General features: G+C 70.6%; 15 protein-coding genes and 1 pseudogene. 12 read left to right on the top strand and 4 right to left on the bottom strand.

Annotated features, from left to right (window positions below; all coding sequences use genetic code 11):
- Positions 1–670: 670 nt before the first annotated feature.
- On the bottom strand, positions 671–3598 hold the full coding sequence (locus ACFY1E_RS23370; RefSeq protein ID WP_389079006.1) for a tetratricopeptide repeat protein: 2928 nt from the start codon (positions 3596–3598) through the stop codon (positions 671–673).
- Positions 3598–5445, bottom strand: coding sequence for an HSP90 family protein (locus ACFY1E_RS23365; RefSeq protein WP_389079005.1), 1848 nt, complete (start codon positions 5443–5445; stop codon positions 3598–3600). Before ACFY1E_RS23365 ends, ACFY1E_RS23370 begins: the two co-directional genes overlap by 1 nt.
- A gap of 168 nt (positions 5446–5613) precedes the next feature.
- Between ACFY1E_RS23365 and recG the strand changes: the two genes are divergently transcribed.
- From recG to mutM, 8 genes and pseudogenes are all read left to right on the top strand, one after another.
- Positions 5614–7833 (top strand): ATP-dependent DNA helicase RecG, encoded by a 2220-nt coding sequence (gene recG, locus ACFY1E_RS23360; protein WP_389079002.1) that lies wholly within the window; start codon positions 5614–5616, stop codon positions 7831–7833.
- A gap of 98 nt (positions 7834–7931) precedes the next feature.
- Positions 7932–8531: pseudogene (rsmD, locus tag ACFY1E_RS23355) on the top strand (16S rRNA (guanine(966)-N(2))-methyltransferase RsmD); the annotation flags it as partial.
- A 26-nt stretch (positions 8532–8557) separates the two neighbouring features.
- Entirely contained in the window at positions 8558–9037 is a 480-nt protein-coding gene (gene coaD, locus ACFY1E_RS23350) for a pantetheine-phosphate adenylyltransferase (RefSeq protein ID WP_389079296.1), read from the top strand.
- 58 nt (positions 9038–9095) lie between these two features.
- Positions 9096–10148 carry an ATP synthase F0 subunit B gene (locus ACFY1E_RS23345; RefSeq protein WP_389079000.1) on the top strand — a complete coding sequence of 351 codons (1053 nt, stop codon included), beginning with the start codon at positions 9096–9098 and terminating at the stop codon, positions 10146–10148.
- A 132-nt stretch (positions 10149–10280) separates the two neighbouring features.
- Positions 10281–10925, top strand: a complete 645-nt coding sequence (locus ACFY1E_RS23340) for a YceD family protein (RefSeq protein WP_344404864.1) — start codon at positions 10281–10283, stop codon at positions 10923–10925.
- Between the two features lie 2 nt (positions 10926–10927).
- A complete protein-coding gene (gene rpmF / locus ACFY1E_RS23335) occupies positions 10928–11101 on the top strand; it encodes a 50S ribosomal protein L32 (protein WP_003951102.1) in 174 nt (57 codons plus the stop codon).
- Between the two features lie 7 nt (positions 11102–11108).
- Entirely contained in the window at positions 11109–11957 is an 849-nt protein-coding gene (gene rnc, locus ACFY1E_RS23330; RefSeq protein ID WP_389078997.1) for a ribonuclease III, read from the top strand.
- 106 nt (positions 11958–12063) lie between these two features.
- Complete coding sequence (gene mutM / locus ACFY1E_RS23325; protein ID WP_344404862.1) at positions 12064–12924, top strand: bifunctional DNA-formamidopyrimidine glycosylase/DNA-(apurinic or apyrimidinic site) lyase; 861 nt, start codon at positions 12064–12066, stop codon at positions 12922–12924.
- Here the strand turns inward: mutM and ACFY1E_RS23320 are convergent.
- Positions 12897–13298, bottom strand: coding sequence for a winged helix-turn-helix transcriptional regulator (locus ACFY1E_RS23320; protein ID WP_389078994.1), 402 nt, complete (start codon positions 13296–13298; stop codon positions 12897–12899). The two genes, mutM and ACFY1E_RS23320, sit on opposite strands and share 28 nt — an antisense overlap.
- 77 nt (positions 13299–13375) lie before the next feature.
- Positions 13376–14473, bottom strand: a complete 1098-nt coding sequence (locus tag ACFY1E_RS23315) for a CAP domain-containing protein (RefSeq protein WP_389078992.1) — start codon at positions 14471–14473, stop codon at positions 13376–13378.
- 168 nt (positions 14474–14641) lie between these two features.
- Between ACFY1E_RS23315 and ACFY1E_RS23310 the strand changes: the two genes are divergently transcribed.
- From ACFY1E_RS23310 to ACFY1E_RS23295, 4 genes are all read left to right on the top strand, one after another.
- Positions 14642–14923: an acylphosphatase gene (locus ACFY1E_RS23310; RefSeq protein WP_389078990.1), complete on the top strand. Its 282-nt coding sequence runs from the start codon at positions 14642–14644 to the stop codon at positions 14921–14923.
- Between the two features lie 383 nt (positions 14924–15306).
- A complete protein-coding gene (locus ACFY1E_RS23305; RefSeq protein ID WP_016432419.1) occupies positions 15307–15510 on the top strand; it encodes a hypothetical protein in 204 nt (67 codons plus the stop codon).
- 224 nt (positions 15511–15734) lie between these two features.
- Complete coding sequence (gene smc / locus ACFY1E_RS23300; RefSeq protein WP_389078988.1) at positions 15735–19343, top strand: chromosome segregation protein SMC; 3609 nt, start codon at positions 15735–15737, stop codon at positions 19341–19343.
- Between the two features lie 202 nt (positions 19344–19545).
- Positions 19546–20964 carry a sugar porter family MFS transporter gene (locus tag ACFY1E_RS23295; RefSeq protein ID WP_389078986.1) on the top strand — a complete coding sequence of 473 codons (1419 nt, stop codon included), beginning with the start codon at positions 19546–19548 and terminating at the stop codon, positions 20962–20964.
- Positions 20965–21077: the final 113 nt, after the last annotated feature.

The raw sequence follows: 21077 nt of genomic DNA, 5'->3' as shown, positions 1-21077 counted from the left end.
TGACCTTTCGCGGGACTGGCTGACCGCTACCAGCGACGGAGCCCTTGCCTCTGCGGCCCCTCTGCTCCGGCTTTGGCCGGCTGCGAGTCCTGACCTTGGGTCGGCCGTGGGATTCCTGGCCTGCGCGGTTCGGTGTTCCTGGGCCGGGGTGGTTGGGGGGCTGCTGACCGCTGCCGGTGTCGGGGTCCTGCCTTTGCGGCGCGTCTGCTCCGGCTTTGGCCGGCTGCGAGTCCTGGCCTTGGGGTCGGTTGCGGGATTCCTGGCCTGCGCGGTTCGGTGTTCCTGGGCCGGGGTGGTTGGGGGGCTGCTGACCGCTGCCGGTGTCGGGGTCCTGCCTTTGCGGCGCGTCTGCTCCGGCTTTGGCCGGCTGCGAGTCCTGGCCTTGGGGTCGGTTGCGGGATTCCTGGCCTGCGCGGTTCGGTGTTCCTGGGCCGGGGTGGTTGGGGGGGGGCTGCTGACCGCTGCCGGTGTCGGGGTCCTGCCTTTGCGGCGCGTCCGCTTCGGCTTTGGTCGGCTGCGAGATTCCTGGCCTTGGCGGTCGCGAGGCTGCCGGCCCCTGTCGACCGGAGTGGCCGCAGTAGGCCCCGGAGCTTCCGGCCTGAGTCGCCCCAGAGTCCCCGGCTTGGCCGACCCCGGAGCCTCCGGCTCAGACCGGGCTCGCCTCCCGCTCTCAGCCCGCCCCCTGTTCCTCCACCACCTGCAGCATCTGTTCCGCCTCCGCCTTTCGGTCCTGGGCTGTTTCGTCCTCGGGGTCGGCGCCGTCGTATGCGGCGAGGACCGTACGGGCGTGTGTTGCTGCCCGGGAGGGGCGGGCGAGGTCGGCTTCCAGCCAGCCTGCGGCGAGTTCGGCGCCGGTGCGGCTGTGCAGGGCGTCGTCGCCGAGGCAGGCGAAGACCGCGATCGCCTCGGTCACCTCGGACAGGGCGTCCTCGAGTGCCGCCCGGATCGAGTCGTCGTCGGCGTCCTCCGTGGCGGAGCGGGCGAGCAGGTCGCCGAACTGGCGGTGGGTGTGCCCGAGTTCGGCGACGAGCCGCTGCCGGGCCTCCTCGTCGGCCCCGGCGGCGCCCAGCGCCGTCTCGCACTCCCGGACCGCGCCCGCCATCAGCTCCCGGGCCGCGCCCGTCCCGTCCTCCGCGCGCAGCGCCAGCCAGGCGCGGGCGCGCAGGGAGCGTACGAGGCCGTGGACGTTGCCCACAGAGCGCCACAGGTCGCCCGCGCGTGCGTACGCCTGGTCCGCCTCGGCGGGCAGCCCGGCGGCGCCGAGCGACTCGGCGGCGAGGTGGGCGAGTGTCGCGTGGTCGTGCTGCTCGGGCCACTCCTCGGCGATCTCCGCGGCCTGCAGCCGCCGTTCGGCCGCCTCGCGGTGCTCGCCCAGTTCACTCAGACAGTCGCCGAGCCACCACAGCGTCTGGACGACCGCGCCGTCCCCGTGCGTCTCGGCGCTCAGGTCGGGCAACGCCGACTCCAGCACCTCCGCGGCCTCGGCCCACCGCTCCTGCCGCAGCAGGAACCCGCCGAGCTGCTGCCGCGCCCAGGCGCCGAGCGTCGGGCCCTCACCCGCCTCGTCCGCCCAGTGCGCCGCCTCCAGGGCATGCTCCGCGGCCTCCACGGACAGCCCCCGGCCGCCCAGCACCTCGGCGAGCTGCAGATGCAGCTGGGCCCGACCGACCGCCTCCAGATGCGCCCCGCCGTGCTCCAGTGCCGCCCGCAGCGCCCGTTCCGCCCCCGCGATGTCGCCCAGGTGATGCGCCAGCCCGGCCAGCCGCGCCTCGTACTCCACCGCGAACCACGGCAGCCCGGCCCCGACGAACCCGGCCGTGGCCCACCCGAGCAGTTCCACGGCCGTCTCCAGGTCGCCGCCCCGCACCGCCAGATCCGCGAGCATGGCCTGCGCCTCGGCCTGACGCGCGGCGATCCGCACATCGTCCCCGGTGTACCCGCCGACCAGCGCGAGCAGTTCACGTACGGCGCTCTCGGCATCGGCGAGAACCGTTTCCGCGGCCGGCTCGCCCGCCTCCTGCACCCGCCGCATCAGGACCCGCGCCCGGCCCATCAGCACGGACGCCGTCTGCCGCACCCCGGTGGCGTCGTCGGCGTACAGCGCCAGGACCTGGTCGTACGGCTCGGCGACCGCCGCCAGTGCTTCCTCCACCCGGCCCGACAGCGCCCGTACGTACGCCGCACGCGTGCGTGCCGCCAGCGCCTCACCGGGGTCGCCGGCCTCCGCGTACAGTTCGGCGGCCCGTTCGAAGAGTGCGGCGCCCTCCGGACCCCGGTCCATCGCCTCGTGGTCGGCGATCTCCGCGCGGTCGCGGGCGTCCAGCTCGACGCCCTCCGCGGCACGCGAGACGGCCGCCCAGGCGTCCATGGCGTTCGGCTGCAGGGTGTGCGAGAGTCGGCGTGCCTCGGCCAGCAGGACGGCCAGGTCCGGCACGTCCGCGGTCACCGTGGCCGGCGGCGCCACCGGAGGCGTCGAGACCGGGCGCGTCGCCCGCACCCCGAGCGGCAACCGCTCGACCAGCGGTCGCTGCGCCATACGCGCGCGTGCCCGCTCACTGACGTAGGCATTGCCGTTGCGCTCGTCGAAACGCGCCGCCAGCGCGAGCGCCTCGGCACGCGCGTGCGTGGCGAGTTCGCGCGCCGTCCACGTCCGGCCCGCCGGTCCGGGCACCTCACGGTCTCCCAGACCCACCTCGTCCAGCCGCTCCATGAGCAGTGTCACCACGCTCAGGAAGTCCAGCCGGCTGCGCGGATGCCCGGTGTCCGTGAAGTACGCCGGCCGCTCCGCGAGCAGCTCCAGACCGCGCGCTTCGTTCCCGGTCAGCGCGCAGAACTCGACATGGTCCGCATACGCGCCCCGCATGCTCTCCATGCCCCGCACCAGCCGGAAGCCCCGCAGATGGTTGGCGCGCGCCTCGTCCGTGCGGCCCAGCCGCAGCAGGGGCACCAGGGACGACGCGAGCACCGTGTGCGGCTCGTGGGCGCACGTGAACTCGCCCTCCAGGACCGGCCGCCACAGCAGCAGCGCCTCCGCGTCCCGCCCCCGCTCCGCCTGCCACCAGCCCTGCCCGTGCAGCTCGCACGCAGGACAGTCGGCCATGCTGTCCCGGTCGGCGGCCAGCCACGCGGCGTACGCCCGCTCCGCGCGCGCGACGTCCCCGAGGTGCGCCGCCACGCTGAACTCGGCACTGCGTACGGCCCGCTCGGAGTGCCCGGCGAGCCGGTAGCGGTGCTCCATCTCGCCCAGCCACTTCTCGATCGAGGCGAGCGGCACATGCGGCTGGTCGAGCATGCCGGACGACATCCATTTGAAGACCCAGTGCAGCGAGTGCGCCTCGTACTCGTCGAAGTCCTCTGGCCGCTCGTCCCACATGCGCAGCAGACGCGCGAAGGGGACGAACATCTTGTCCTTCTCGGAGCTGTAGTTGTAGACCTTCAGCTGGTGCCCGAGCGCCTCGATCACGGCGAGCGGGATGCCCAGCCTCTCGGCCTCCACGAGCAGCTGCTCCGCGCGCGCGTTGCGCGCCGGCCCCTCCGGCCGTTCGGAGTTCTCCGCCATCGCGCGGCGCAGGGAGTCGAAGTCCGTGATCCCGCTCATCAGTTGTCGTCCTCCCCGTGGGTCGCCCATTCCAGCAGGCCGATGAACGCCCGGTTCAGCAGCGCCGTGTCCGCCGGCCGCAGCGGACGCTGCGCCATGAGCAGCGCCTGCCCGTACAGGGACTCGGTGGCGGTGCCGATCAGTTCCGGATCGCCGAGCGAACTGATCCGCCGGACCAGCGGGCTGAGATGGTTGAGCACGAGACGCGCGCGCGGGGCGCTGCCACGCAGCGATCCCAGGATGCCCGCCCAGAGGTCGTCGGCCTGTTCCTCGGCCTCGGCGCGGGCCTGCTCGTGGCGGGCCGCCCGGTCGTCCAGGTGCAGCGCGGGAACGGACAGCGGGTGGAAGGCCCGCAGGACCACATCGCACCCCAGGGGGTCGAGTTTCGCCCGCGCGGCCGCCAGGAAGCCGGACAGGGCCAGCTCCTCGGCCGGGTCGACCGCGTCCAGGTGCGCGGTCACCGTGTCGGCGTCCAGCTCCGCGACCACCGTCCCGGGCCGTACCGAAGGCAGCGCCTCGACCAGCTCGCTGTCGTACGTGTAACCGCCGTTGATCACCCCGACGCCCTGCGCGGACGCGATCGGCGCGACCTGCCGGTACTCCTCCACGGTCCGCGTGAAGTGCACCACCGCGTGCCGCTGCGCGAACTCCTCCAGTGACAGCTGCCCGTCGGTGGTCTCGAAGGGCAGCCACGGCAGCATCGTGCGCAGCATCTCCTGGTCGTGCCGCGCCAGGGACTTCACACCCAGGTGGTGCACGGACAGGAAGGCCGCCAGCCGCTGCGGATCGCCGGCCGCGAGCCCGGTCAGCCAGGAGCGAATCCTTTCACCGAGCGCCTCCCGTACGGCGGCCAGCGTCTCGTCCTCGTACAGCGACTCGCGCGAGGCCGTGGGCCGCAGACTGTCGGTGTCCAGCACACACCGTACGAAGAACGCCCAGTCCGGCAGCAGCTGTTCGGCCCGCTCGGTCAGCAGCATGCCCTTCAGATGCACGCGATGCGTCGCCCGCTGGGCGGGGCTCACGGCCGACGGAAGGACGTACGCCACTCCGCGGATCCCGGCGAGCGGCACGTTCAGCTCGATCGAGTCGAGCGGGGTGAACCCGAACAGCTCGTGACAGTGCCGCGCCAGCGCCACACGCCGGTTGGCGGGGGAGGGGTACGACCGGTCCCAGGGCGCCGGGAGGTCGGTGACCGCCTCGTCGCCGACCCGGACGTCGTACGGCAGCAGCGACCCGAAGTCCCGTGCCAGCGTGAGCACCCGCTCGGGCGCGAGCCACTCCCCGGCCCCCGCCCGCGCCACCAGGTGCACGGTGGTGCCCGGTTCGGGCCGCGCCTCGTGCGGCAGCGTCCGCACGGTGTAGGAACCGTCGTCGCTCGCCGTCCACTCCACGACCGCCGCGTCCGGCGTACGGGCGCTGCGGCTGACGACCCTGATCCGCTCGGCGACCACGAAGCAGGCCAGCAGGCCGATGCCGAACTGGCCGAGGAAGTCGGACCGGGCCTCCTGGATCCCGTCGGCGATCTGGTCGGTCCGCTTGGAACTGCGCCCGATGGTGGCCAACAGGGTGTGCACGTCCGCCTCGGTGAGCCCCACTCCCGTGTCCTCCACCCGCAGGGCACCGGCCTGGGTGTGCAGCCGCACCCGCGCCGGCGCGTCGGGCTGCTCCGCGCGCCGGGCGGTGATGGCGTCCACGGCGTTCTGCAGCAACTCCCGCAGATAGACCTTGGGGCTGGAGTAGAGGTGATGGGAGAGCAGGTCCACCAGCCCGCGCAGGTCGACCTGGAACGTATGAGGTGATTGGGGTGACTGGGACGGCTGGGATGACTTCGAAGTCTGGGAGTCCATCGTCGCAGCGCCGGTGGGGGGAGGTTCGCGACGGCGCGGGGTCGGGCGGTCCCTGGTGGGGCGGTGACCGCGGGGGATGGCCGGAGCGCGCCATCCTAAGGCCGGAACGAGCCGTCTGACCAGGGGTTTCGCGGGACGTATACGGGATTGTCAGTGGCGTGGTGTGCAATGGATCTCGTGCCCGCACTGGAAGAACCACTGAAGCAACCACTGAAGTCAGTGCTCGGCCCCGCCACCGCGAAGGTGATGGCCGAGCACCTCGGCCTGCACTCCGTCGGCGACCTCCTCCACCACTACCCGCGCAGATACGAGGAGCGCGGCCAGCTCACCCACCTCGCCGACCTCCCGATGGACGAGCACGTCACGGTGGTCGCGATGGTCGCCGACGCCCGCCTGCACACCTTCGCCTCCGCCAAGGCCCCCCGCGGCAAGGGCCAGCGGCTCGAGGTCACCATCACCGACGGCAGCGGCCGCCTCCAACTGGTCTTCTTCGGCAACGGCGTCCACAAGCCCCACAAGGAGCTCCTGCCGGGCACCCGCGCGATGTTCGCGGGCAAGGTCTCCGTCTTCAACCGCCGCCTCCAACTCGCCCACCCGGCCTACGAGTTGCTACGGGGCGACAGCGACGAGACGGTCGAGACCTGGGCCGGCGCCCTCATCCCCATCTACCCGGCCACGGCCAAACTGGAGTCCTGGAAGATCGGCAAGGCGCTCCAGACGGTCCTGCCCACCGCCCAGGAGGCCATCGACCCGCTGCCGGAGGGACTGCGCGAGGGCCGGGGCCTGGTCTCCCTCCCCGAGGCCCTGCTCAAGATCCACCGCCCGCACACCAAGGCCGACATCGAGGACGCCCGGGCCCGCCTCAAGTGGGACGAGGCCTTCGTGCTCCAGGTGGCCCTCGCCCGCCGCAGGCACGCCGACGCCCAACTCCCGGCCGTCGCCCGCAAACCCAAGCCCGACGGCCTGCTCACCGCCTTCGACGACCGCCTCCCCTTCACCCTCACCGAGGGCCAGCAGAAGGTCTCCAAGGAGATCTTCGACGACCTGGCCACCGAGCATCCGATGCACCGGCTGCTGCAGGGAGAGGTCGGCAGCGGCAAAACCATGGTGGCCCTCCGCGCCATGCTGGCCACCGTCGACGCCGGCGGCCAGGCCGCCATGCTCGCCCCCACCGAGGTCCTCGCCCAGCAGCACCACCGCTCCGTCGTCGAGATGATGGGCGAACTCGCCGAGGGCGGGATGCTGGGCGGTGCCGAGCACTCCACCAAGGTGGTGCTGCTGACGGGTTCCATGGGCGCCGCCGCCCGCCGTCAGGCCCTGCTCGACCTGGTCACCGGCGAGGCCGGCATCGTGATCGGCACCCACGCCCTGATCGAGGACAAGGTCCAGTTCCACGACCTGGGCCTGGTCGTCGTCGACGAACAGCACCGCTTCGGCGTCGAGCAGCGCGACGCCCTGCGCGGCAAGGGCAAACAGCCCCCGCACCTCCTCGTCATGACGGCCACCCCCATCCCGCGCACGGTCGCCATGACCGTCTTCGGCGACCTGGAGACCTCGGTCCTCGACCAACTCCCCGCAGGCCGCTCGCCCATCGCCTCGCACGTCGTCCCGGCCGCCGACAAGCCCCATTTCCTCGCCCGCGCCTGGGAGCGGGTCCGCGAGGAGGTCGAGGGCGGCCACCAGGCGTACGTCGTCTGCCCCCGCATCGGCGACGAGGAGGACGACCCGAAGAAGTCCGGCAAGAAGAAATCCCCGGAGGACGAGGCCGAGAAGCGCCCCCCGCTCGCCGTCCTCGACGTGGCCGACCAGCTCGCCAAGGGCCCCCTCCAGGGCCTGAGCGTCGAGGTCCTGCACGGCAGGATGCACCCCGACGACAAGGACGCGGTCATGCGCCGCTTCGCAGCCGGCGACACCGATGTCCTGGTGGCCACCACCGTCATCGAGGTCGGCGTCAACGTCCCGAACGCCACCGCCATGGTGATCATGGACGCCGACCGCTTCGGCGTCTCCCAGCTCCACCAGCTGCGCGGCCGCGTCGGCCGTGGCTCGGCCCCCGGCCTCTGCCTCCTGGTCACCGAGATGCCCGAGGCGAGCGCAGCCCGCCAGCGCCTGACCGCGGTCGCCTCCACCCTCGACGGCTTCGAACTCTCCCGCATCGACCTGGAACAGCGCCGCGAGGGCGACGTCCTCGGCCAGGCCCAGTCGGGCGCCCGCACCAGCCTCCGGGTCCTCGCGGTCATCGAGGACGAGGAGGTCATCGCGGAGGCGAGGGAGGAAGCCGCGGCGGTCGTGGCGGCGGACCCGGAACTGACGGGACTGCCCGGCCTCCGGACGGCCCTGGACGCGCTTCTGGACGAGGAGAGAGAGCAGTACTTGGAAAAGGGGTGAGGAGAACCCACCCCAGGGGCGCGGGGCTGTAATCCATATGCGGCTACCGCCGCGGGGGCGCGACCAGCCACACTGAAACCTGAAGTCGTCCATTCAATGAGGAACCAAAGATGACCCGCGTGATCGCCGGCGCCGCCGGCGGACGTCGCCTGGCCGTGCCGCCCGGCACCGGCACCCGCCCCACCTCCGACCGCGCACGCGAAGGTCTCCTCTCCACCTGGCAGTCCCTCCTCGGCGGCCCCCTGGAAGGCGAACGCGTCCTCGACCTCTACGCCGGCTCCGGCGCCGTAGGCCTGGAAGCGCTGTCCCGAGGCGCGAGCCACGCCCTCCTCGTCGAGGCGGACGCCCGCGCCGCCCGAGTCATCCGCGAGAACGTGAAGTCTCTCGGCCTCCCCGGCGCCGAGGTGAGGGCGGGCAAAGCCGAACAGATCATCCAGACGCCGGCGCCGACACCGCCGTACGACCTCGTCTTCCTGGACCCGCCGTACCGAGTCACAGATCACGATCTTCGCGAGATTCTCCTCACACTCCGCTCGGGAGGCTGGCTCGCGCCGGAGGCGATCGTCACCGTGGAGCGCAGCACCAGAGGCGGCGAATTCAGGTGGCCCGAGGGTTTCGACGCGGTCAAGGCCCGTCGCTACGGCGAGGGAACGTTTTGGTACGGTCGCGCCGCCTCTACGTGCGAAGACGCACGATGACCGGACCGGAGAGCGAGGGATCACTAGTGCGCCGCGCCGTCTGTCCCGGGTCGTTCGACCCCATCACCAACGGACACCTCGACATCATTTCCCGTGCCTCTCGCCTGTACGACGAGGTCTATGTCGCGGTCATGATCAACAAGTCCAAGAAGGGCCTGTTCGAGATCGACGAGCGGATCGACCTGATCCGTCAGGTCACCGCCGAGTACGGCAACGTGATCGTGGAGGCCTTCCACGGGCTCCTCGTCGACTACTGCAAGGAACGGGACATCCCGGCCATCGTCAAGGGCCTCAGGGCGGTCAGCGACTTCGACTACGAGCTGCAGATGGCCCAGATGAACAACGGTCTCTCGGGCGTCGAGACACTCTTCGTGCCGACCAACCCCACCTACAGCTTCCTGTCCTCCTCGCTCGTCAAGGAGGTCGCGACCTGGGGCGGGGACGTCTCCCACCTGGTGCCGCCGATCGTCCTGGAGGCCCTCGACAAACGCCTGCGCAAGGACTGATGGGGCTACAGTCGTCCCGTCCGTCTCCAACACAGCTGTAGAGAGTGGCGAGCACACGGTGGACGTGCAGAAGAAGCTCGACGAGATCGTCGCCGCGGTCTCCGGCGCCCGGTCGATGCCCATGTCGGCCTCGTGCGTGGTCAACCGCGCCGAGCTGCTCTCGATGCTCGAAGAGCTGCGCGAGGCGCTCCCCGGCTCCCTCGCCCAGGCCCAGGAGCTGATCGGCGACCGCGAGCAGCTGGTCGAGCAGGCCCGTCAGGAGGCCGACCGGATCATCGGGCAGGCGCACGCCGAACGCGGCTCCCTCATCTCCGACACCGAGGTCGCCCGCCGCTCCCAGGCCGAGGCCGAGCGCATCCTCGCCGAGGCCCGCCAGGAGGCCGAGGAGGTCCGCGCGGAGGCCGACGACTACGTCGACTCCAAGCTGGCCAACTTCGAGGTCGTCCTCACCAAGACCCTCGGTTCCGTCGGCCGCGGCCGCGAGAAGCTCCTCGGCACCGGCCCGGGCGTCGACGAGCAGGGCTACGAGGACGAGGACGCCCCCGAGCGCAGCCACGACCCCGAGACCCTGCGCAAGGACGCCGACGCCTACGTCGACGCCAAGCTCGGCGCCTTCGAGGCGGTCCTCGCCAAGACCCTGGAGGCCGTCGGCCGCGGCCGCCAGAAGCTGCACGGCCGTATCGCCACCGACGACCTCGGCGCCCTCGCCGACGACTCCACGTCCTTCCAGCACTCCAGCGACGCCGACTACCTGGCCGACCTCGCCGCCGTCGCGGAGCCGAAGGCCCCGGCCGAGCAGCCCGCCCAGCAGCAGGACTACGGCCAGCCGCAGCCGGCGTACGGCTATCAGCAGCAGACCGATCCGTACGGCGCCGGGTACCAGCAGCAGGCGTACGGCCAGCAGGACGCCTACGGCTACCAGCAGGCCGATCCGTATGCCTACCAGGGCTACGACGCCCAGCAGGCGGCGTACGACCCCGGCCAGGCGCAGCAGGGGCACCAGACGCAGCAGGCGCACCAGTCGTACGCCCTCGACGAGACCAGTCTCTTCGACACCGGCATGATCACACCCGAGCAGCTGAGAGCCTACGAACAGGGGCGCGGCCAGTAAGCAGCCACCGGATTGGGCCGTGAGCGAAAGGTCCAGTATCCTGGCTCTTCGGTCGCGTGTACGTCCGCGATCAGCGCTGCCCGGGGACACCGAAGGGCAGCGTCCCCCTGAGCTGGAAGACCGAAAGCAGGAATGGCTCTGAACGCCCGCCTCGACCACCGCAAGCCTCTCGTGTTCGACACACACGAGCTGGGGCGGCGGCCCGGTGCGCTGCAGCGCCTGACCCGCACGGTCGACGCTCCCAAGGACCTCGGTATCGCGGGAGTCGTCGGAGTGCCGGAAGGCGCCCCGGTGGAGCTCGAACTCCGTCTCGAGTCGGTCATGGAAGGGGTGCTTGTCACAGGCACCGCCCGTGCACAGGCCGAGGGGGAGTGCGTAAGGTGTCTGGAGCCGCTTCAGCTGGACGTCGAAGCGGAATTCCAGGAGATGTTCTCGTACCCTGACGCCGATGACCGGGGCCGCCCCAAAGCGGAGCCGGCCGACGACGCCGAGGAAGACGAGGACAGGCTCTTCATCGAGGACGGCCTGTTCGACCTCGAGCCCGTGCTGCGCGATGCGGTGGTGCTCGCACTGCCGATGCAGCCGGTGTGCCAGGAAGACTGTCCCGGTCTGTGCTCCGAGTGCGGAGCGCGGCTGGCGGACGACCCGGACCACCACCATGACGCCGTCGACATCCGTTGGGCGGCACTGCAGGGACTCGCCGGTTCACTCGGAGACGGCGAGAAGGACGAGATGAGCGGCGCCGAAGCGGGCGTCGACGAGAAGCAGGAGAAGTAGCCGTGGCTGTTCCGAAGCGGAAGATGTCGCGCAGCAACACGCGCCACCGCCGGTCGCAGTGGAAGGCTGCGGTCCCCACCCTGGTTGCGTGCGAGCGCTGCCACGAGCCCAAGCAGCAGCACATCGCGTGCCCGTCTTGCGGCACCTACAACAAGCGCCAGGTCCTCGAGGTCTGAGCGGCTGGTGAGAGGCACCGTGTCCACTGCCAAGAAGGCGGATGACGCCATGGCGGACCCAACCGCCAGGAAAAAGTCGGACAACACAGCCTCGTCCCACACGCTTCTGGAAGGGCGGCTCGGGTACAAGCTCGAGTCCGCCCTTCTGGTGCGAGCGCTGACCCACCGTTCGTACGCGTACGAGAACGGCGGTCTGCCGACCAACGAGCGGCTTGAGTTCCTCGGGGACTCCGTGCTCGGTCTCGTGGTCACGGACACGCTGTACCGCACCCACCCCGACCTGCCCGAGGGCCAGCTGGCCAAGCTGCGGGCCGCGGTGGTCAACTCGCGTGCGCTGGCGGAGGTGGGCCGCGGGCTCGACCTGGGTTCCTTCATCCGGCTCGGCCGGGGCGAAGAGGGCACGGGCGGCCGGGACAAGGCGTCCATCCTCGCCGACACCCTTGAAGCGGTGATCGGCGCTGTCTATCTCGACCAGGGTCTTGAAGCGGCGGGCGAACTCGTCCACCGGCTCTTCGACCCGCTGATCGAGAAGTCCTCCAACCTCGGAGCCGGCCTGGACTGGAAGACCAGCCTCCAGGAGCTCACCGCGACCGAGAGCCTCGGCGTGCCCGAGTACCTGGTCACGGAGACCGGCCCCGACCACGAGAAGACCTTCACTGCTGCCGCCCGCGTCGGAGGCGTCTCGTACGGCACCGGCACCGGCCGCAGCAAGAAGGAGGCGGAGCAGCAGGCCGCGGAATCCGCGTGGCGGTCCATCCGGGCCGCGGCGGACGAGCGCGCCAGGACTGCGGCCGAGAAGGCCGCAGCCGAGAAAGCCGCCCAGGACGGCGAAGGACCGTCGTCCGTCTCCGCCTGACCGACGTCTCACCGGCGGAAGTCTCCTTCTGACGAACAGCGACCCGAGCGTCCGTCCCTCCCCGGGGCGGGCGCTCGGTTCATCCACAGCCCGTACGGGGGTCCCGATGCCCGAGTTGCCCGAGGTCGAGGTCGTCCGGCGCGGTCTGGAGCGGTGGGTCGCCCATCGCGTCGTCGCCGACGCCGAGGTGCTGCACCCGCGTGCCGTACGCCGTCATGTGGCCGGCGCCGACGACTTCGCGCACCGCCTCAAGGGCCACCGCATCGGCGTCCCCAGCCGCCGCGGCAAGTACCTGTGGCTGCCCCTGGAGGACACCCACCAGTCGGTCCTCGCCCACCTCGGCATGAGCGGCCAGCTGCTGGTCCAGCCGAACGCGGCCCCCGACGAGAAGCACCTCAGGATCCGTGTGCGCTTCGCGGACGACCTTGCGACGGAACTCCGCTTCGTCGACCAACGCACCTTCGGCGGCCTGTCGTTGCACGACAACACCCCCGAGGGCCTGCCCGACGTCATCGCGCACATCGCGCGCGACCCCCTCGACCCGCTCTTCGACGACGAGGCCTTCCACCAGGCGCTGCGCCGCAAGCGCAGCACCATCAAACGGGCCCTGCTCGACCAGTCGTTGATCAGCGGAGTCGGCAACATCTATGCGGACGAGGCCCTTTGGCGCGCCCGCATCCACTACGAACGCCCCACCGCGAGCTTCACCCGCCCGCGCACCGCCGAACTCCTCGGCCACACAAGGGACGTGATGAACCAGGCGCTCGCCGTGGGCGGCACCAGCTTCGACAGCCTGTACGTCAACGTCAACGGGGAGTCGGGCTACTTCGACCGGTCGCTGGACGCGTACGGCCGGGAGGGTCTGCCCTGCAAGAGGTGCGCCACGCCGATGCGGCGGCGCCCCTGGATGAACCGGTCCAGCTACTTCTGCCCGAAGTGTCAGAGGCCGCCGCGCGTGGTGTCGTAACGCTCGCGGGCCGCGAGGACGTCGTCCATGCGGCCCTCCAGCAGATGGACGAGGGCCAGCAGCCGCTCGGCGACCTCGCGGCCGAGCGGGGTGAGTTCGTAGTCCACGCGGGGCGGGTTCGTCGGCTGGGCCTCGCGGTGCACCAGGCCGTCGCGCTCCAGCGCGTGCAGGGTCTGGGAGAGCATCTTCTCGCTCACGCCGTCGACACGACGGCGCAGCTCGTTGAAGCGCAGGGAACCCTCGAACAGGGCGCAGAGCGTCAGGCCGCCCCAGCGGCCCGTGACGTGCTCCAGCGTGCCGCGCGATGGGCAGGCCTTGGCGAACACGTTGTACGGGAGGTCGTCCGCCTGCCAGAGCTCCTGCGTGGTGTCCATACCTCAAGCGTACTTGAGTGCAGCGCTAACCGACAGGTTGCACTAACCGTGAGTTAGTGCACCAGTCGTCGCTCCGTCTAGTAGCCGAAGTCCTGCGTCCACCAGGGGCCACCGGACCCGAAGTGCACACCGACGCCCAGCGTCTTGAAGTCGCAGTTCAGGATGTTGGCACGGTGACCCGGGCTGTTCATCCAGGCCTCCATCACGGCGGCCGCATCGGCCTGGCCCCGGGCTATGTTCTCGCCGCCGAGGTTGGATATGCCGAGCTTCGCCGCCCGGTCCCACGGCGAGGCGCCGCTGGGGTCGGTGTGATCGAAGAAGCCCTCGGCAGCCATGGCGTCGCTGAACTTCTCCGCCAGCTGGGACAGGGTGCTGTTGGCGGACACCGCGCTGCAGCCGACCTTGGACCGCTCCTCGTTGACCAGCTTGAGCACCTCCGCCTCGGCGGCCGCCGCCGCGGAGACCGCCACCGGAGCGGTGGTCTGCGCGGGCGGCTTGGTCTCCTTCTGCGCCGGCGTCGTCTGCGGCTTCTGGGTGGGCGTGGCCTTCGGCTTCTCCGGCGCCTGGGTCGGCGCGGCCGAGGAGGTCGACGGGCTCGGCGAGGGCGAGGCCGAGCGGTCGGCGTCGCGGCTCGTCGAGGAACCCTGGTCACGGCCGGAAGCGCTGCCGGAGGTGCCGCCCTGCTCGGTCGCCGAGTTGGTCGGCGTGTTCGCGGCCTGCACCTTGTCGGAGCTGCCGCTGCCGCCCAGCCTGTAGTTGTCGAGGCCGGGCATCGCACCCGTGGCGACCGCGACCGTACCGATGGCGACGGCGGCGGAGACCCCGAGCAGACCGGTGCGCACCGGCGTCACGGCCTTCCTTCGGCGCCGGCGCGAGCCCCCACGCCGGGAGCCCTTGTCGGGAGCGTGCTCCGGGAACACCGTCGCGTAGTCGTCCTCGGTGGCGAACAGGTACGCGGCGCTCCTCGCGGAGGCCTCGGCGTACTCCGTGGAGTGCAGATAGGGGGCGGTGCCCAGAGTGGGCCGCTCGTCGTCCGCGCCGGTCTCCGGAGGGTCGTAGCTGTACGAGTACTGCTGGGGGTCGTAGCTGCTCGCGTACGAGCCGTCCCTACCTGTGACCCCCGTGGCGCGGCCCGTGGCGGCGCGGCCGGCGGCGGAGCGTCGGTGGCGTCCCATGTCTTGGCCTTCCTCGTCTTGCGATCAACGTGTCCCATATGATCTTGCCGAGTGATCCAACTCACACGATCGAGTGAGTTTCATATGAGATTCATTGGGTGGGGACGGTACCGCATGGCGTCAGAGGAGGATGTGTCCCGAGAGACATTGGCCGGTTAGGTTGCACCCATGAGCGAGGATGTGCGGCTGGTCGCCTGGGTGCGGGGACGCGTCCAAGGTGTGGGTTTTCGCTGGTTCACGCGGGCCAAGGCCCTCGAGCTCGGCGGCCTGAGTGGTTTTGCTCTCAATTTGGGCGACGGACGGGTCCAGGTGGTCGCCGAGGGCTCCCGCGAGCAGTGCGAGGGACTGCTCGACTGGCTCCAGGGCGACGACACGCCCGGCCGCGTTGACGGTGTCACCGAGATCTGGGACACACCTCGCGGGGGGTACGACGGCTTCGCCATCCGCTGAGCCGATTCTGTAAAGCGGCCCCGGTGAAAGCGGACGGACATGCCACCGGCAGCTGCCCGGAGCAGAAATTGCCTGGTGGTTGCCAAGAAGCGCTTGTCGTGGCAGGCTGCGCACCCAAGAATGATCGCCACGCCCTGAGGGCCCCGCAGGAGTCGCAGCGCCGCCGCCTTCAGGCCGCGCGCCCCCGGGTTGCCCGCCAATACAGGGCGTGATCGTGTTGACCGTCAAACTTTTTGGTGAGACGCTGAAAGCACCCCGCGCACCTTAGCTGTTTGGCATGGATGAACGGCAGCATGAACTCCATAGTGTCAAGCACCGCGGGTGCGATTCCCTCACGACCCACACCGCTTCGGTCGGTCACTCAGTGTGGAGGACCATCCATCATGGCAAAGGCGCTTCTCGGTTACGTCGGCGGCTCCGACCCTCGACTCCTCGCCGAGATGCGACGGCTCCAGCAGCGCGTCCAGGACCTGGAATCCGAGCTCGTACGGATCCAGGCGGAGAACGACGCGCTCGCGGCTGCCGCTTCTCACGACAGGATCATGGAGAGCATCGACGCACACCAGGCGGAGCCTGCGCTCACCTGATCACTGCATCGAACCACGACAGCAGTGGTTGGGCCGCCCGTATCAACCGCTAAGTTGTCAGAGTTTAGAGTTTGCAAGGGACGCTTCGGCGTCCCTTCTTTCTTTCCCCCGCACATCCTTTCACCCTCTTTAACGTTTGATGTGCCCTGCACGTTCAAGGGTGAAACCGCGGGGTCGCCAGGCTTCATCGTGTGGGATACCGGCGGAAGGTAGAGTCCAGCGGCGTGCACCTCAAGGCCCTGACCCTCCGCGGGTTCAAGTCGTTCGCCTCGGCGACCACGCTCCGGTTCGAGCCGGGCATCACGTGTGTCGTGGGACCGAACGGCTCGGGCAAGTCCAATGTGGTGGACGCCCTGAGCTGGGTGATGGGCGAGCAGGGTGCCAAGTCGCTGCGCGGCGGCAAGATGGAGGACGTCATCTTCGCCGGCACCACGGGACGCCCGCCGCTGGGCCGCGCCGAGGTGTCCCTCACCATCGACAACTCCGACGGGGCCCTGCCCATCGAGTACGCCGAGGTCACGATCACGCGGATCATGTTCCGCAACGGCGGCAGCGAATACCAGATCAACGGTGACACCTGCCGTCTCCTCGACATCCAGGAACTCCTCTCCGACTCCGGCATCGGCCGAGAGATGCACGTCATCGTCGGCCAGGGCCAGCTGGACTCGGTCCTGCACGCGGATCCGATGGGCCGCAGGGCCTTCATCGAAGAGGCCGCGGGTGTGCTGAAGCACCGCAAGCGCAAGGAGAAGGCCCTTCGCAAGCTCGACGCGATGCAGGCCAACCTCGCGCGTGTGCAGGATCTGACGGACGAACTGCGCCGCCAGCTCAAGCCGCTGGGCCGGCAGGCGGCGGTGGCCCGACGGGCGGCAGTGATCCAGGCGGATCTGCGGGACGCGCGCTTGAGGCTGTTGGCCGACGATCTCGTACGGCTGCGGGAAGCACTGAAGGCCGAGGTCGCGGACGAGGCCGCGCTCAAGGAACGCAAGGAAGCCGCCGAGCAGGAGCTGAAGAAGGCACTGCAGCGCGAGGCGCTCCTGGAGGACGAGGTACGGCAGCTCGCTCCCCGGCTCCAGCGGGCCCAGCAGACCTGGTACGAGCTGTCGCAGCTGGCCGAGCGGGTGCGCGGCACGATCTCGCTGGCCGACGCTCGGGTGAAGAGCGCGACGTCGGCGCCGCCGGAGGAGCGGCGCGGCCGCGATCCCGAGGACATGGAGCGCGAGGCCGCCCGTGTCCGCGAGCAGGAGGCCGAACTCGAGGCCGCTCTGGAGGCGGCCGAGCGGGCCCTGGAGGACACGGTCGCGCACCGGGCCGAGCTGGAGCGCGAACTCACGCAGGAGGAACGGCGCCTGAAGGACGTCGCCCGCGCCATCGCCGACCGCCGCGAGGGCCTCGCCCGGCTGAACGGGCAGGTGGGCGCGGCCCGTTCGCGCGCCGCGTCCGCACAGGCGGAGATCGACCGCCTGGCCACGGCCCGGGACGAGGCACAGGAGCGGGCCGTCGCCGCCCAGGAGGAGTACGAGGCGCTCAAGGCCGAGGTCGACGGCCTCGACGCGGACGACACGGAACTGGCCGAGCAGCACGCGGCGGCCAAGCAGCAGCTGGCCGAGGCGGAGGCCGCCCTGACCGCCGCCCGGGAGGCGGCCACAGCGGTGGAGCGCAAACGAGCCGCGACCCAGGCCCGCCACGAGGCGCTGGCGATGGGGTTGCGCAGGAAGGACGGGACGGGGGCGCTGCTGGGGGCGAAGGATCGTCTCTCCGGTCTGCTCGGCCCAGCTGCCGAACTGCTGACGATCACGCCCGGGTACGAGGTCCCCTTGGCGGCCGCCTTCGGCGCGGCGGCGGACGCCCTCGCGGTGACGTCCCCGTCGGCCGCGGCGGACGCGATCCGCTTGCTGCGCAAGCAGGACGGCGGCCGGGCGTCACTGCTGTTGGCGGGTGCGCCGGAAGCGCCCCAAACGGGTGCGGGGCTGTATCAAGATGCGGCTCCGCCGCAGGGCGCGACCAGCCACAGCGAACCCGCAGACACCCAACAACCTCACGCGGCAGATTTCGTCCGTGCGCCTTCCGACCTCATGCCCGCCATCCGCCGTCTCCTCGCAGGCGTCGTCGTCGTCGCCACCCTCGAAGACGCAGAGGAGCTCGTCTACAGACGACCGGACCTCACCGCCGTCACCGCCGAAGGCGACCTCCTCGGCGCGCACTTCGCGCACGGCGGTTCCGCCGGCGCCCCCAGCCTGCTGGAGGTACAGGCCTCCGTCGACGAGGCGGCCGCCGAGCTGGAAGAGCTCGCCGTCCGCTGCGAGGAACTCACCGCGGCACAGCACGCGGCCACCGAGCGCCGCAGGGAATGCGCGGCGCTCGTGGAGGAGCTGGGGGAGAAGCGCAGGGCCGCCGACCGGGAGAAGTCGGCCGTGGCGCAGCAGCTGGGCCGGCTCGCCGGGCAGGCACGTGGCGCGGCGGGCGAAGCGGAGCGCACCGTCGCCGCCGCCGCGCGGGCGCAGGAAGCGCTGGACAAGGCCCTCGAAGAGGTCGAGGTCCTCGCCGAACGCCTCGCGGTCGCCGAGGAGATGCCCGTCGAGGAGGAGCCGGACACCTCGGTACGGGACCGTCTCGCCGCCGACGGCGCCAACGCCCGCCAGACCGAGATGGAGGCCCGGCTCCAGGTCCGTACGCACGAAGAGCGCGTCAAAGGACTCGCCGGCCGCGCCGACTCCCTCGACCGCGCCGCCCGAGCGGAGCGCGAGGCACGCGCGCGTGCCGAGCAGCGCCGGGCGCGCCTCAAGTACGAGGCGTCCGTGGCGGAAGCCGTCGCCTCCGGCGCACGCCAGCTGCTTGCGCACGTAGAGGTCTCCCTCGCCCGCGCCGAGGAGGAACGCACTGCGGCCGACGCCGCCAAGGCCCGGCGGGAGCAGGAACTGGCCGCCGCCCGAAGCGCGGGCCGCGACCTCAAGGGCGAGCTCGACAAGCTGACCGACTCCGTCCACCGCGGTGAGGTGCTCGGTGCCGAGAAGCGCATGCGGATCGAGCAGCTGGAGACCAAGGCGCTGGAGGAGCTGGGCGTGGAGCCGGCCGGGCTCGTGTCCGAGTACGGCCCGCACCAGCTCGTACCGCCCTCCCCGCCCGCCGAGGGCGAGGAGCTGCCCGAGGATCCCGAGCACCCGCGCAACCAGCCCAGGCCCTTCCACCGCGCCGAGCAGGAGAAGCGGCTCAAGGCCGCCGAGCGGGCCTACCAGCAGCTCGGCAAGGTCAATCCGCTTGCCCTGGAGGAGTTCGCCGCACTGGAGGAACGCCACAAGTTCCTCAGCGAGCAGCTCGAAGACCTCAAGAAGACCCGCGCCGACCTCCTCCAGGTGGTCAAGGAGGTCGACGAACGCGTCGAGCAGGTCTTCACCGAGGCCTACCGGGACACGGCCCGTGAGTTCGAGGGCGTGTTCAGCCGGCTGTTCCCGGGCGGTGAGGGACGGCTGATCCTGACCGACCCCGACAACATGCTCACCACGGGCGTCGACGTCGAGGCCCGTCCACCGGGCAAGAAGGTCAAGCGGCTGTCGCTGCTCTCGGGCGGTGAGCGCTCGCTCACGGCCGTCGCGCTGCTGGTGTCCATCTTCAAGGCCCGGCCGAGCCCGTTCTACGTCATGGACGAGGTCGAGGCCGCGCTCGACGACACCAACCTGCAGCGGCTCATCCGCATCATGCAGGAGCTGCAGGAGGCCTCGCAGCTGATCGTGATCACCCACCAGAAGCGGACCATGGAGGTCGCCGACGCGCTGTACGGCGTCTCCATGCAGGGCGACGGTGTGTCAAAGGTCATCAGCCAGCGGCTGCGTTGACCTCAGCCGGCGGCTGGGTTGGGCAATCTCTTCAAGACTTGAACACATTCCCGTCACAAGCATGCTGAAAAGTCACAGGCATGACCCCTTGACTTCGAAACTTGAAGGCATAGTCTCGGCAACGTTGCTTTTACCTTCAGGTGTTACCCACCGGGAAGGGTCCCCCACCCGGCAGCGCTGCCGGTGGCCCGAGGAGTTGAACGTGACCAGCACAGTGCAGGCACAGAAGTCAGGAGCCAGAACGGCTCGTCCCGAGCACCTCGGGCGCGTCACCTTCATCGCGGCGGCGGCCGCGATGGGCGGTTTCCTGTTCGGCTACGACAGCTCCGTGATCAACGGCGCAGTCGAGGCCATCCGGGACCGCTACGGGATCGGCTCCGCGGCCCTGGCCCAGGTCATCGCCATCGCCCTGATCGGCTGCGCCATCGGTGCCGCGACCGCCGGCCGCATCGCCGACCGGATCGGCCGCATCCGGGTCATGCAGATCGCCGCCGTGCTGTTCACCGTCAGCGCCGTCGGCTCGGCGCTGCCCTTCGCACTGTGGGACTTCGCCCTCTGGCGCGTGGTCGGCGGCTTCGCCATCGGCATGGCCTCGGTCATCGGCCCGGCCTACATCGCCGAGGTCGCCCCGCCCGCGTACCGCGGCCGTCTCGGCTCCTTCCAGCAGGCCGCGATCGTCATCGGCATCGCCATCTCGCAGCTGGTCAACTGGGGTCTGCTGAACGCCGCCGACGGCGACCAGCGCGGCACGCTGATGGGCCTGGAGGCCTGGCAGGTCATGCTCGGCGTCATGGTGATCCCGGCCGTCCTCTACGGCCTGCTCTCCTTCGCCATCCCCGAGTCGCCCCGTTTCCTCATCTCCGTCGGCAGGCACGAGCGCGCCCGTGAGATCCTCGCCGAGGTCGAGGGCGAGCACGGCGACCTGGACGCCCGCGTGAACGAGATCGAGCACGCGATGAAGAGCGAGCACAAGTCCGCCTTCAAGGACCTGCTCGGCGGCGGCTTCTTCTTCAAGCCGGTCGTGTGGATCGGCATCGGCCTCTCGGTCTTCCAGCAGTTCGTCGGCATCAACGTCGCGTTCTACTACTCCTCGACCCTGTGGCAGTCGGTGGGCGTCGACCCGACGGACTCGTTCTTCTACTCCTTCACGACGTCGATCATCAACATCGTCGGCACCGTGATCGCCATGGTCTTCGTGGACCGGATCGGCCGTAAGCCGCTGGCCCTGATCGGCTCGATCGGCATGGTCGTCGGTCTCGCGCTGGAGGCCTGGGCCTTCTCGTACCACCTGGTCGACGGCAAGCTGCCGGCCGCGCAGGGCTGGACCGCCCTGATCGCCGCGCACGTCTTCGTGCTCTTCTTCGCCCTGTCCTGGGGTGTGGTCGTCTGGGTCATGCTCGGCGAGATGTTCCCGAACAAGATCCGCGCCGCCGCCCTGGGCGTGGCCGCCTCCGCGCAGTGGATCGCCAACTGGGCCATCACCGCGAGCTTCCCGTCACTGTCCGACTGGAACCTCTCCGCGACCTATGTGATCTACACGGTCTTCGCGGCGCTCTCCGTCCCGTTCGTCCTGAAGTTCGTGAAGGAGACGAAGGGCAAGGCGCTGGAGGAGATGGGCTGAGCAGCCCCGCACACTCGGGGAGAAGGGCCAAGTCCCCGCTGCCCCTCTCCTCGTACCGTCCGCCGCCCCCGCCCGGCACCGCCCGGGCGGGGGCGGCGGCCTCCTGTCCCACC

It is taken from the genome of Streptomyces sp. NPDC001604, assembly GCF_042893475.1.
In the GTDB taxonomy this organism is placed as follows: domain Bacteria; phylum Actinomycetota; class Actinomycetes; order Streptomycetales; family Streptomycetaceae; genus Streptomyces.
The sequence above is the reverse complement of the archived record's forward strand: the minus strand, read 5'-3'. Positions and strand labels throughout refer to the sequence as shown.

Coding starts and splice junctions, on each gene's coding strand:
- ACFY1E_RS23370 (WP_389079006.1), bottom strand. CDS start 3,598: ATGAGCGGGATCACGGACTTCGACTCCCTGCGCCGCGCGATGGCGGAG.
- ACFY1E_RS23365 (WP_389079005.1), bottom strand. CDS start 5,445: ATGGACTCCCAGACTTCGAAGTCATCCCAGCCGTCCCAGTCACCCCAA.
- recG (WP_389079002.1), top strand. CDS start 5,614: ATGGATCTCGTGCCCGCACTGGAAGAACCACTGAAGCAACCACTGAAG.
- ACFY1E_RS23340 (WP_344404864.1), top strand. CDS start 10,281: ATGGCTCTGAACGCCCGCCTCGACCACCGCAAGCCTCTCGTGTTCGAC.
- mutM (WP_344404862.1), top strand. CDS start 12,064: ATGCCCGAGTTGCCCGAGGTCGAGGTCGTCCGGCGCGGTCTGGAGCGG.
- ACFY1E_RS23320 (WP_389078994.1), bottom strand. CDS start 13,298: ATGGACACCACGCAGGAGCTCTGGCAGGCGGACGACCTCCCGTACAAC.
- ACFY1E_RS23315 (WP_389078992.1), bottom strand. CDS start 14,473: ATGGGACGCCACCGACGCTCCGCCGCCGGCCGCGCCGCCACGGGCCGC.
- ACFY1E_RS23310 (WP_389078990.1), top strand. CDS start 14,642: ATGAGCGAGGATGTGCGGCTGGTCGCCTGGGTGCGGGGACGCGTCCAA.
- ACFY1E_RS23305 (WP_016432419.1), top strand. CDS start 15,307: ATGGCAAAGGCGCTTCTCGGTTACGTCGGCGGCTCCGACCCTCGACTC.